Source organism: Pseudomonas sp. TKO26 (assembly GCF_003225665.1).
Taxonomy (GTDB): Bacteria; Pseudomonadota; Gammaproteobacteria; order Pseudomonadales; family Pseudomonadaceae; genus Aquipseudomonas; species Aquipseudomonas saponiphila.
In genome coordinates this window covers 169,509-181,787 of sequence record NZ_QKLN01000009.1, presented here as the reverse complement: position 1 = coordinate 181,787, position 12,279 = coordinate 169,509, and the positions used below count along the sequence as shown (strand labels likewise).

12 protein-coding genes are annotated in these 12,279 nt (G+C 63.0%); 4 read left to right on the top strand and 8 right to left on the bottom strand.

What is annotated here, in order from left to right:
• Positions 1-66: 66 nt before the first annotated feature.
• Complete coding sequence (locus DNK59_RS15715) at positions 67-960, top strand: DMT family transporter (RefSeq protein WP_092320452.1); 894 nt, start codon at positions 67-69, stop codon at positions 958-960.
• A 71-nt stretch (positions 961-1,031) separates the two neighbouring features.
• Here the strand turns inward: DNK59_RS15715 and DNK59_RS15710 are convergent, their stop codons facing one another.
• The 4 genes from DNK59_RS15710 to cysK all read right to left on the bottom strand — a co-directional run bounded on the left by DNK59_RS15710 (position 1,032) and on the right by cysK (position 5,089).
• Entirely contained in the window at positions 1,032-1,403 is a 372-nt protein-coding gene (locus tag DNK59_RS15710; protein WP_092320451.1) for a hypothetical protein, read from the bottom strand.
• A gap of 342 nt (positions 1,404-1,745) precedes the next feature.
• Complete coding sequence (locus DNK59_RS15705) at positions 1,746-2,609, bottom strand: DMT family transporter (RefSeq protein ID WP_110723777.1); 864 nt, start codon at positions 2,607-2,609, stop codon at positions 1,746-1,748.
• Positions 2,610-2,959: 350 nt separating this feature from the next.
• Positions 2,960-3,898 (bottom strand): aspartyl/asparaginyl beta-hydroxylase domain-containing protein, encoded by a 939-nt coding sequence (locus tag DNK59_RS15700; protein ID WP_060838044.1) that lies wholly within the window; start codon positions 3,896-3,898, stop codon positions 2,960-2,962.
• 216 nt (positions 3,899-4,114) lie between these two features.
• Entirely contained in the window at positions 4,115-5,089 is a 975-nt protein-coding gene (gene cysK / locus DNK59_RS15695) for a cysteine synthase A (RefSeq protein WP_110723776.1), read from the bottom strand.
• 263 nt (positions 5,090-5,352) lie between these two features.
• Here cysK and DNK59_RS15690 point away from each other — a divergent pair, with 263 nt between their 5' ends.
• Positions 5,353-6,198, top strand: coding sequence for a MoxR family ATPase (locus DNK59_RS15690; protein ID WP_047284378.1), 846 nt, complete (start codon positions 5,353-5,355; stop codon positions 6,196-6,198).
• A gap of 12 nt (positions 6,199-6,210) precedes the next feature.
• Positions 6,211-7,389 carry a VWA domain-containing protein gene (locus tag DNK59_RS15685; RefSeq protein ID WP_092320448.1) on the top strand — a complete coding sequence of 393 codons (1,179 nt, stop codon included), beginning with the start codon at positions 6,211-6,213 and terminating at the stop codon, positions 7,387-7,389.
• A gap of 72 nt (positions 7,390-7,461) precedes the next feature.
• On the opposite strand, the gene DNK59_RS15680 is transcribed toward DNK59_RS15685, so the two are convergent.
• The 4 genes from DNK59_RS15680 to DNK59_RS15665 all read right to left on the bottom strand — a co-directional run bounded on the left by DNK59_RS15680 (position 7,462) and on the right by DNK59_RS15665 (position 11,185).
• On the bottom strand, positions 7,462-8,379 hold the full coding sequence (locus DNK59_RS15680) for a biotin-dependent carboxyltransferase family protein (RefSeq protein ID WP_110723775.1): 918 nt from the start codon (positions 8,377-8,379) through the stop codon (positions 7,462-7,464).
• Positions 8,376-9,080, bottom strand: coding sequence for a 5-oxoprolinase subunit PxpB (gene pxpB / locus DNK59_RS15675; protein WP_110723774.1), 705 nt, complete (start codon positions 9,078-9,080; stop codon positions 8,376-8,378). The genes DNK59_RS15680 and pxpB overlap by 4 nt, the downstream gene beginning before the upstream one ends.
• Positions 9,077-9,829 (bottom strand): 5-oxoprolinase subunit PxpA, encoded by a 753-nt coding sequence (locus DNK59_RS15670; RefSeq protein ID WP_092320445.1) that lies wholly within the window; start codon positions 9,827-9,829, stop codon positions 9,077-9,079. Before DNK59_RS15670 ends, pxpB begins: the two co-directional genes overlap by 4 nt.
• 72 nt (positions 9,830-9,901) lie before the next feature.
• On the bottom strand, positions 9,902-11,185 hold the full coding sequence (locus DNK59_RS15665) for an MFS transporter (protein WP_110723773.1): 1,284 nt from the start codon (positions 11,183-11,185) through the stop codon (positions 9,902-9,904).
• Between the two features lie 137 nt (positions 11,186-11,322).
• Here DNK59_RS15665 and DNK59_RS15660 point away from each other — a divergent pair, with 137 nt between their 5' ends.
• The gene (locus DNK59_RS15660; RefSeq protein WP_110723772.1) at positions 11,323-12,243 is read left to right on the top strand and encodes a LysR family transcriptional regulator; all 921 of its coding nucleotides are present in this window, start codon (positions 11,323-11,325) and stop codon (positions 12,241-12,243) included.
• The last annotated feature ends 36 nt before the right edge of the window (positions 12,244-12,279 follow it).

The window sequence follows — 12,279 nt, the reverse complement described above, 5'->3', positions numbered from 1 at the left end:
GCGATAGGGTTTGCCATGCTCTCAGGCTCTGGGCAAGATCGCCGCCCTTCGATAAAGGAAATTGCCGTGAGACTTGTCGACCTCTTGCGCCTGTTGTCCCTGGCCGCCATCTGGGGCGCGAGCTTCTTGTTCATGCGCATCATCGCCCCGGTGCTGGGCAGCGTGCCCACGGCGTTCTTACGCGTGTCGATCGCCGCGCTCGGGCTCTTGGTCATGCTGGCGCTGATGCGGGTCGACTGGAATTTTCGCGGCAAGCTCAAGACCGTGCTGCTGCTCGGGGTCATCAACTCCGGCATACCGGCAACCATGTATTCGGTGGCCGCCCAGGTGCTGCCCGCCGGCTACTCGGCGATCTTCAATGCCACCACGCCCTTGATGGGGGTGTTGATCGGCGGGCTGTTCTTTCATGAGCGGCTGAGCCTGAGCAAGATCGCCGGCGTCTGCCTGGGCCTATTCGGCGTCGGCATCCTGACCCGCGCCGGGCCCGTGGCCTTCGACCATGACCTGCTGCTGGGTGCCCTGTCCTGCCTGATGGCCACCACCTGCTACGGCTTTGCCGGGTTCCTCGCCCGGCGCTGGCTGGATCAGGCTGGCGGCCTGGACAGCCGCCTCTCGGCCCTGGGCAGCATGCTCGGCGCCAGCCTGTTGCTGTTGCCGCTGTTCGCCTACAACGCCATCAGCCAGCCGCCCGCCAGCTGGGGTGGCTGGAGCGTGTGGCTGTCGTTGCTGGGGTTGGGGCTGGGCTGCACGGCTTTTGCCTATGTGCTGTATTTCCGCCTGCTCAGCGCCATCGGCCCGGTGCGGTCGATGACCGTGACCTTCATGATTCCGCCGTTCGGCGTGTTGTGGGGAGCCTTGCTGCTGGATGAGCCACTGTCCATGGCGCACCTGTATGGCGGTGCGCTGATTGGCGTGGCGCTGTGGCTGGTGCTGCGGCCCTCGGTAAAATCGGTGACCTGAAGCAGCGCCTGGTTCTGATCAGCCTGCGACTCGGTGTGCCGGAGCTCCGAGTCGCAACGCTGGCGGCGGCCTTATGGAACGCTCAGGGTAATCAGGTAGGTGCCGGAGGTTACCGCCTTGCCGGACTGATCGACGAACGCGTACTGCTGATCGTAGTAACGGCCCTGGGAGCCACTGTCGGCCAGGAGCTTGAGCTTGACCGCCGAACGATCCACCGCGCTGACACTGGCCCCGACGCGGGTCACATCAATCGCCCCTCCCCGTGAACCCTGAGGGCACTGGCGCAGACTCAAGCCGGTGCTGGCAGCGCTGGACGCGCAATTGGACTCGACAATACTGCCGGTAAAGCGGATGACTCCTTGCGCCACGGGAGCAGCGGCGAAGCAACTGCTCGACAGTCCCAAAAGCAAACCGAAAGCGGTTGAAGCGAACGTTACGTTCATACTGACTCTCCTTTGTTTAAGGACTGTGTCGTCAGTCTAGGCACCGGCTTTAGTTTTTAAGGTTTGTCTGATGGACGAATTTGGAATACCAACAAAAAAGTCCAAGCATCTGGTTATCAAAAGAACCTTGAGGGTTCGCTTCAGTCGCTCATTACGTGCACATGCAAGGTTTGAAATCAGACCTTTATTGACCGGCAAAGAACTCCACGACGATAGTGGCATCTAGCCACTATTCGTACTTATAGTCGATCATTAATTGAATCAATAATGCGCAAAAGCGACCGAGCATTGCGCTCGGCCGCGGGTCAGGGCAACCACCGAGGAGATCGTTGCCCGCAACTGTCAGGCGCTCTTACGGAACACGAAGACCAGGCCGACAATGATCAGGCCCATGCCCATCAGGCTCAGCCAGGCCAGACGGTTGCCGAAAAACACGAAGTCCATCAATGCGGTCACCGCCGGCACCAGATAGAACAGGCTGGTGACATTCACCAGGTTGCCCTGAGCAATCAACCGGTACAGCAGCAACGTGGCCAACACCGACACCACCAGCCCCATCCACAGCAGCGGAATCACGAAACCGACGCTGTGCTCGAAGTGAAACGGCTGGAACGGCACGAACAGGGCGCACAGCAACAGCCCCGCCAGGTATTGCACCGGCAGGGTGCCCAAGGGGTTGTCGGTGATGCGCTTCTGCATGATCGAACCGGCCGTCATGCTCACCAGAGCCAACAGGCCGCAGAGCATGCCGGAAACAGAAATCCCCGCCAGCCCAATGCCCTGGTACACCACCATGACCAACCCGGCGAGCCCCAGGCCGAGGCCGAACAAGCGGCTCCAGGAACGCTGGCGCTCCATCAGCACCACCGTCAGGATCGGCTGCACCCCCATGATGGTGGCCATGACGCCGGGGGTGACCTTCAGGTCCAGGGCCAGGATGTAGAAGATCTGGTAGGCCCCCAGCAGCACCAGCCCGGTGGCCATGGCAAAGCCCATGGCCCGGCGGCCCCGAGGCAGCCGCAGCTTGAGCAGGGGCATGAGCAGCACCAGGCCGATCAGGGCGAGGACAAAACGCAACAGCAGGAAGGCAAAGGGCGACGCGTGGGCCAGCCCCCATTTGGAGAAGATCGCGCCACTGCTCCAGAGCAGGACGAACAGGCTCGTGGAAGCCGCCGCAAGCGCGGACTTTTTGGAAATGAGCAACATGAATACCACCTGTAATCAGGCAAGAAGCCAATTCAGCCGAGGCTGAAGTTCAGTAGTGTTTGGTTCAGGCGGGCACAGGGAACAGCAGCGATGCCGATCAGCCCGAAAAGCCAACGCCCGGCGGTGATACGACTGCGTACACCGGCGTGCTACTGACAGGTGGGGGGTATTGACCGATCTGCACAGGCTGCTGATTCCCGCACGGCACGACGCCAGCGTTGACCGCTGAAAGCACTACCGCGTTGAGAGGGGAAAAAGCCATGTGCCGATGGTTCTCGAAGAGGAAGAACGTGAGTAGCAGGACTCACAGGGCGCTGACTATAACCAGCGCCCGAGATGGGTTGCAAGATTTATCCGAACAGCCACTTCCACAGCAGCACCAGCACCAGCACCGCCAGCACCGGACGCAGAATGCGGTAGAGCTTGGGGTTGCGGCGCTTCCACTGCTTGACCACGCCACTGAAGCTGTCGCTGAAACGCTTGCTCCAGGCATAGGCCTGGTTGATCCCGCCGACGCGCTCGTCATCGAGGTTCTGCGGCGCGGTGGCACGTCCCAACTGGGCGCTGACCCAACGGTTGATGCGGGTCATCAGCGGGCTGCTCAACGGCCGTTCGATGTCGCAGAACAGGATCACCCGGGTGGTTTCGGTTTCGTTCTTCACCCAGTGCACATAGGTTTCATCGAACATCACGTCTTCACCGTCGCGCCAGGCGTATTCCTCGCCATCGACGAAAATCCGGCAGGCATCGGAGTTGGGGGTCGACAGGCCCAGGTGATAGCGCAGGGAACCGGCAAAGGGATCACGGTGCGGGTTGAGGTGGCTGCCACCGGGCAGCAGGGCGAACATCGCGCCCTTGACGTTGGGAATCGCGCTCACCAGCTCCACGGTCTTGGGGCACAGAGCGGCGGCCGAAGGCAGTGGCTTGTCGTACCACTTGAGGTAGAAGCGCTTCCAGCCTTTCTTGAAGAAGGAGCCGAAGCCGGCATCGTTGTTCTTCTCCGCCGCCCGGATATAGCCCTCGTCGAACAAGTGCATGGCCTCTTCGCGGATCACTTGCCAGTTGTCCCGCAGGATATCCAGCTCGGGGAACTTGCTGCGGTCCAGGTAAGGCTTGGAAGGCACCCCGGAGAACAGGTACATCAGGGCGTTATAGGGGGCGAACAGCGCCGAATGGTTGACGAACTGGCGCAGTACCGGCAGACGCGCCTTGCCGCGCAGATGCACGTAAAGGATGCTGCCGACGAACAGCGACAACACCGCGAACTTGGCGGCAAAGGAAAAGCTCATGCAACGACTCCTTGGAAATAGGCACCTGTGGGGGGAGTGTTCACCCGACCTGGCAGCCGGCAATGATAAACACTCCTGAACCCTGGAAAAACCCGCACGACTCAACATTCAGTGTTAACGGTCGTGCAACAAAGGCGCTTAAGTAGCACAAGCGGCCAGGCCCTTGCCTGATGTGGATCAGCATTCGCAGGCTCGCCGGCGAATGCCTGGGGGGCGTTACTGCTGGTTTTCCTGCTCGGTGAACAGGTCGCTGAACAGCATGCTCGACAGATAGCGCTCGCCGGAGTCCGGCAGGATCACCACGATGGTCTTGCCCTGCATTTCCGGGGTTTGGGCCAGGCGTACCGCCACCGCCATGGCCGCACCGCAGGAAATCCCGCAGAGAATCCCCTCTTCCTGCATCAGGCGCAGGGCCATGGCCTTGGACTCCTCATCGGTCACCAGTTCCACCCGGTCGACCATGGCCAGGTCGAGGTTCTTCGGCACGAAACCGGCGCCGATGCCCTGGATCTTGTGGGGGCTGGGCTTGATCTCGGCACCGGCGAGCTGCTGGCTGATCACCGGCGACGTCGCCGGCTCCACCGCCACCGACAGGATCGGTTTGCCCTGGGTCTTCTTGATGTAGCGCGACACGCCGCTGATGGTGCCGCCGGTGCCGACCCCGGCCACCAGCACGTCCACGGCGCCGTCGGTGTCGTTCCAGATTTCCGGACCGGTGGTTTTCTCGTGGATCGCCGGGTTGGCCGGGTTATCGAACTGCTGTGGCATGAAGTACTTGGACGGATCGCTGGCCAGGATTTCGGCGGCCTTTTCAATCGCTCCCTTCATGCCCTTGGCCGGCTCGGTCAGCACCAGCTCCGCGCCCAGGGCCTTGAGCACCTTGCGCCGCTCGATGCTCATGGACGCCGGCATGGTCAACATCAGTTTGTAGCCACGAGCCGCTGCAACGAAGGCCAGGCCGATCCCAGTGTTGCCCGAGGTGGGCTCGACGATGGTCATGCCCGGCTTGAGCTTGCCGCTGCTTTCGGCGTCCCAGATCATGTTGGCGCCGATCCGGCACTTCACCGAGTAGCCCGGGTTGCGCCCTTCGATCTTGGCCAGGATGGTCACCCCGCGCGGGGCGATGCGGTTGATCTGCACCAAGGGGGTATTACCGATGGAATGGGCGTTGTCAGCAAAAATTCGGCTCATGGCTGGGTCCTTATGCAGCAGTGAAGAAGTGCTCAAGGGTATGCCTGGCGCCCTTGAGCGTCCAGTCGCGCCGCAGGAGCTGCAGGCCACCCGCGAGCGGCACCGGCACAGACTGACCAAGTCACCCGGTGACGCTCCATTCAGAGACTGAATGGGGCGTCTACGTTCACAGTCGACCGGACTGCGCGTTATAGTCGCGCCATCACTCCCCATTCAATCGACCTGCCCCGGGCAGCTCGCCGTCACCGTTCGAGGAATTGCAGATGAAGTTCGAAGGCACCAGCGCATACGTCGCCACCGATGACCTGAAGCTGGCAGTCAACGCCGCCATCACCCTGGAGCGTCCGCTGCTGGTCAAGGGCGAACCCGGCACCGGCAAGACCATGCTCGCCGAGCAACTGGCCGAATCCTTCGGCGCCAAGCTGATCACCTGGCACATCAAGTCCACCACCAAGGCCCACCAGGGCCTGTACGAGTACGACGCGGTCAGCCGCCTGCGCGACTCGCAGCTGGGGGTGGACAAGGTCCACGACATCCGCAACTACCTGAAGAAGGGCAAGCTCTGGGAGGCCTTCGAATCCGAGGAGCGGGTGATCCTGCTGATCGACGAGATCGACAAGGCCGACATCGAGTTCCCCAACGACCTCTTGCAAGAGCTCGACAAGATGGAGTTCTACGTCTACGAGATCGACGAAACCATCAAGGCCAAGCAGCGGCCGATCATCATCATTACCTCCAACAACGAGAAGGAACTGCCGGACGCCTTCCTGCGTCGCTGCTTCTTCCACTACATCGCCTTCCCCGACCGCGCCACCCTGCAGAAGATCGTCGACGTGCATTACCCGGACATCAAGAAGGACCTGGTCAGCGAGGCCCTGGACGTGTTCTTCGACGTGCGCAAGGTGCCGGGCCTGAAGAAGAAGCCTTCGACCTCGGAACTGGTGGACTGGCTCAAGCTGCTGATGGCCGACAACATCGGCGAAGCGGTGCTGCGCGAGCGCGACCCGACCAAGGCCATTCCGCCCCTGGCCGGCGCCCTGGTGAAGAACGAGCAGGATGTGCAGTTGCTGGAACGCCTGGCGTTCATGAGCCGTCGCGGTAGTCGTTAAGAGGCTGATGCCATGCTGCTCAACCTGTTCAATGAAATGCGCGCGGCCAAGGTCCCGGTGTCGGTGCGCGAACTGCTGGACCTGATCAACGCGCTCAAGCAGCGCGTGACCTTCGCCGACATGGACGAGTTCTACTACCTCGCCCGGGCGATCCTGGTGAAGGACGAACGGCATTTCGACAAGTTCGACCGAGCCTTCGGCGCCTACTTCAACGGCCTGGAAAAGCTCGACGAGCACTTGCAGGCGCTGATCCCCGAGGATTGGCTGCGCAAGGAGTTCGAGCGCTCGCTGACGGATGAGGAACGGGCGCAGATCCAGTCCCTGGGCGGCCTGGACAAGCTCATCGAAGAGTTCAAGAAGCGCCTGGAAGAACAGAAGGAACGCCACGCCGGCGGCAACAAATGGATCGGCACCGGCGGCACCAGCCCCTTCGGCTCCGGCGGCTTCAACCCGGAAGGCATCCGTGTCGGCGACGCCGGCAAGCGCCAGGGCAAGGCGGTGAAAGTCTGGGACCAGCGCGAGTACAAGAACCTCGACGATTCGGTGGAACTGGGCACCCGCAACATCAAGGTGGCCCTGCGCCGGCTGCGCAAGTTCGCCCGCCAGGGCGCCGCGGACGAGCTGGACATCGACGGCACCATCGACCACACCGCCCGCGACGCTGGCCTGCTGAACATCCAGATGCGCCCGGAACGGCGCAACAACATCAAGCTGCTGTTGCTGTTCGACATCGGCGGCTCCATGGATGCCCACGTGAAGATCTGCGAGGAACTGTTCTCGGCCTGCAAGACCGAGTTCAAGCACCTGGAGTACTACTACTTCCACAACTTCATCTATGAGTCGGTGTGGAAGAACAACCTGCGCCGCGGCTCGGAACGCACCTCGACCCAGGACCTGCTGCACAAGTACGGCGCCGACTACAAGGTGATCTTCGTCGGTGATGCCGCCATGGCCCCGTACGAAATCACCCAGGCCGGCGGCAGCGTCGAACACTGGAACGAAGAAGCCGGTTATGTGTGGATGCAGCGCTTCATGGAAAAGTACAAGAAGCTCATCTGGATCAACCCCTACCCGAAGGACACCTGGGGCTACACCGCCTCGACCAACATCGTTCGCGAGCTGATCGAAGACCAGATGTACCCGCTGACCCTGCGCGGCCTGGAAGAAGGCATGCGCTTTCTGTCCAAGTAAGCCGGTTCGCCGGCAAGCCGGCTCCTACAAGACGCTGTAGGAGCCAGCTTGCTGGCGAAGCCCTTCAGACACTCACCCATACCTGCGCAGGAACGCCACCTGCTGCCGATGTGCAGTCTCCTGCACCACCGGAGCAAGGCGCACCTCGCTGCCCGGCAGACACTGCGCCAGCCGTGCCAGGGACAAGGGCGTCAACGCCCCCAATCGCGGATAGCCACCAATGGTCTGCCGGTCATTGAGCAGGATGATCGGCTGACCATCCGGTGGCACCTGGATCGCCCCCAGGGGAATACCCTCGGAAATCATCGGCCGGCCCTGATACTGCAACGACGGCCCGAGCAGGCGCGCGCCCATGCGATCGGCACGGCTGTCCAGGGTCCAGGTGCTGTTGAAGGCATCAAACAGGCTCAGGCCGCTGAACTGGCCGATCTGCGCGCCGAGGATCACCTCCAGCGGCGCAACGGATTGCCAATCCGGCAACTGCGCAGCCGACAGACTCTTGAGCGCCCCGCCGGTGCCCGAATAGCCCAGCACCCCACCCTCGCTCAGCGCCCGACCGTAACCGTCGAGCCCGCCCAGGGCCTCGCGCTGCACACTGGCGCAACTGCCCAGGACCTTGGGCGCGTCAAAACCGCCCGGCGCCGCCAGATAGGCCCGGGCACCAAGGAAGGGCTGGGTAAAGCGCAGGCGCTGGCCCTTTTGCAGGATGAAACTGCGCCCCGGGCTCAAGGGACGTTCATCGACATAAGCCCCAAGATCAGCACCGGCCAGGGCCAGCAGGCAATAGTCCTCGGCCAGCAGGGTAAAGCCGCCCAGGGTGATTTCCACCACCGGCGCATCCAGGGCATTGCCCAGCAGCCAGTTGGCCCAGGACATCGACACCCAATCCAGCGCCCCGCCCTGGGTCACGCCCAAATGGCGCACGCCAAAACGCCCGGTATCCTGCAGCAGGCACAGCGGGGTGCTGGCCTCGATCGTCAAACGGCTCATGCCGGCTCCTCCAACGGCGTGTCATCGCCTCCCAGGCGCAGGAACTCGCTGCGGTCCACCGCGGCAAAGCGCACCCGGTCCCCCGGTTGCATCAGGCTGTAGCCGTCGCGCTCGCGGTCGAACAGCCGGCTCGGAGTGCGCCCGATCAGGTTCCAGCCACCCGGCGATACCACTGGATAGGCCGCGGTCTGCCGCTCGGCAATCCCCACACTGCCCGCCGCCACGCGCTTGCGCGGGGTGTTCAGCCGCGGCGCCGCCAGCACCTCTTCCACCAGCCCCATGAAGGCGAATCCGGGCGCGAAACCCAGGGCAAACACCTGATATTCACGCTGGCTGTGACGCTGGATCACCTCGGCCACCGACAACCCGCTGCGGCGGGACAACAGCGCCAGTTCCGGCCCGACACTGAGGTCGTACCACACCGGCAGCACATGCTCGCGCCCGGCCTGGGTGGCGCCGGGCTTGAGATCGGTCAAGGCGACCTCGATCCGCTGCCGGGCCTCGGACGGGCTCAGGGCCAGCAGGTCGTAGTGCACCATCAGCGTGGTATAGGACGGCACCAGATCGACCAGAGATTCGCCAAAGGCCTGCCGCAACCCTTCGGCGGCGGCCAGCATCCAGGGCATGTTGTCCTCGGCGATCACCTCGAACAGCCGCACCATCAGGCAATCGATGGCGACTACTTCAACCTGTGGCTTCATAGGCCGGACTGCTGGTTCAGGGCCTGGCGAATGCGCTGCACCGCGGCCACCGAACTGGCGTTGTCGCCGTGCACGCACAGGGTGTCGGCCTGCAACAGCAAGGCGCTGCCGTCGCTGGCGGTCAGGGGCTCGCCCCGGGCGATGGTCAGGGCCTGGTCGATGATGGTGGCCGAGTCGTGGTGCACCGCCCCCGGCAGTTGCCGCGACACCAGGTGCCCGGCGTTGTCGTAGGCGCGATCGGCAAAGGCCTCGAACCACAGGGTCACGCCGTATTCGTCGCCCAGGGCCCGGGCCGCGCTGTTGTCGCGGGTGGCCATGAGCATCAATGGCAATTGCGGATCGTAAGCCGCCACCGCCTGGATCACCGCGCGCAACTGGGCCGGCTTGGCCATCATGTCGTTGTACATCGCGCCATGGGGTTTGACATAGCTGACCCGCGCGCCCTGGGCCCGGCAGATGCCGTCCAGCGCGCCGATCTGATAGTGCAGCAGGTCGCGGATTTCCTCGGGCGAATAGCTCATGGAGCGGCGGCCGAAACCGGCCAGGTCCTGATAGGCCGGATGGGCGCCGATTCGCACGCCATTGGCCAGGGCCAGGGCCACGGTCTTGCGCATGATGCCCGGATCGCCGGCATGGAAGCCGCAGGCAATGTTGGCGCAGTCGATAAAGGGCATCACCTCGGCATCCAGGCCCAAGGTCCAGTTGCCAAAGCTTTCGCCGATGTCGCAATTCAATAACAGGCGGCTCATGGTCAGTGCTCCTGTGGTTCTTGTTGTAGATCAGCTGCAGGGCTGTCGCACAATGCCCGCGCAGATTATCAGTTAGCGCGCCTCAAGTTCCTTGCCGCGGGTTTCCGGCAGGCTCAGGGCCGCCAGCACCACCACGCCGTAGGACACCGCGGCAAAGCTGCCAATGGCCAGGCTCAGAGGCACATGCTGGCTGAGCAGGCCGATCAGCAGCGGAAACAGTGCCGCCAGCGCCCGGCCGCTGTTGTAGCAGAAGCCCTGGCCGGAACCGCGGATGCGCGTGGGAAACAGCTCGGTGAGGAACGCCCCCATGCCGCTGAAGATCCCCGAGGCGAAGAAACCCAGGGGAAAGCCCAACCAGAGCATCACGGCATTGCTCACCGGCATCTGTGTATAAAGCAGGACGATGGTGAAAGACCCTGCGGCGAACAGCACGAAGTTCTTCTTGCGCCCGAGAATGTCGGTCAGGTAGGCGCTGATCACATAACCCACATAGGAGCCGGCAATCACCATGGCCAGGTAGCCGCCGGTGCTCAACACGCTCAGGCCGCGCTCGGTCTTGAGGAAGGTCGGCAGCCAGAAGGTGATGGCGTAGTAGCCGCCCTGGGCCCCTGCCGCCAGCAAGGACGCACGCAGGGTGGTGCTGAGAATCCCCGGGGCGAAGATCTCGTAGAACCGCGCCGGATTGCTTGGCACTTCACGGGCGCGGGTTTCCCGGTAGACCTCGGGATCCTTGACCAGGCGACGGACGAAAATCACGAAGATCGCCGGCAGGATGCCCAGCATAAACAGGCCACGCCAGGCATCTTCCGGCGGCAGCAGGGAGAACAGCAGCGCATACAGCAGCGCCGTCAGTCCCCAGCCCAGGGCCCAGCCGGATTGCACCATGCCCACCGCCTTGCCACGGTTCTTGGCGCGGATCACCTCACCAATCAGGACCGCCCCGGCGGTCCACTCGCCGCCGAAACCGAAGCCCATCAGGGTCCGGGCAATCAGCAATTGTTCGTAGTTCTGCGCAAGGCCACACAGAAAGGTAAAGAATGCGAACCACAGCACGGTCAATTGCAGGGTGCGGACCCGGCCGATGCGGTCGGACAGAATCCCGGCGATCCAGCCTCCCAGGGCGGAGGCCAGCAAGGTACTGGTATGGATCAGGCCGGCCTCGGCGGAAGTAATGCCCCACAACGCGATCAGGGTCGGGATCACGAAACTGAGCATCTGGGTGTCCATGCCATCCAGGCCATAACCGATCTTGCAACTCCAGAAGGTGCGGCGCTCCTGCTGGTTGATGTCGCGGTACCAGTCAAACGGACCGGCGCGGCGCGGGGCCTTGGCGGCCAGGGTTTCGGGCGCACTCATGGCGATCTCCAGGGTGATTTATTGGTGTTGTTCTGGGCCCAGACGACGCATATCGTGGGTTGGCGCATTCTTCGACTCGGACGCCCGGCGCGTCCAACTAATAAAAACCGCCCCAAGGCATAAGAAAAGTTGATCCCATGAATCTCAAATTTCTCGAAACCTTCGTCTGGGTGGCGCGGCTCAAGAGCTTCAGCCTCACCGCGGAAAAACTCTTCACCACCCAGGCAGCGATCTCCAGCCGCATCGCGGTGCTGGAAGGCGAACTGGGGGTCAAGCTGTTCCTGCGGGACTCGCGGGGCGTCAGCCTGACCCCGCAAGGGCTCAAGGTGCTGGAGCACGCCGAGCAGATGCTCGACACCCTGCACCTGCTGAAACAGTCCATCGAGGCGCCGTCGAGCAAGGTCGGACGAATTCGCATCGGGGTCATGGACACGGTGATCCACACCTGGCTCAGCCCCCTGGTGACGGAAATGATGGACCACTACCCGCAAGTGGAAATCGAGCTGGTGGCCGACACCTCGCTGAATCTGTGCGACCAGCTGCAAAAAGGCTTTCTCGACCTGGTGCTGCAGACCGACCTGCTGCGCCAGGAAAGCATCCGCAGCCTGGAAGTGGCCAGCCACCCGGTGGGCTGGATCGCCGCCAGCAATTCGATCTACAACCGTGACTACGCCAGCCTTGCGGAACTCGCCCAGGAGCGGATCATCACCTACTCGAAGAACTCCCTGCCCCACCAGCAAGTGCTGAGCCTGATGCAGGCCAACGGGGTGCTGGCGCCACGGCTCAATTGCGTGAACTCGGTATCGGCCATCACCCGCCTGCTGCGCGACGGCTTCGGCATTGGCGCTTTGCCGCCGGTGCTGGTGCGCGAGGAACTGGCCCGCGGCGAACTGACCCTGCTGGCCATCGACCAGCGCCCGCCCAACCTGCAGGTGGTGGTGTCGTGGCGGGTCGGCGTGGAATTGGTGGAGGACATCGTGCAGCTGTGCCAGCGCGTGGTGCAGCGCTATGGGCAGAAGGTCGGCGAGGATTACCTGGTGCTGATCGCCCCCCAGTAAACATCGCCCTCCCCCTCGTAGGAGCTGGCTTGCCAG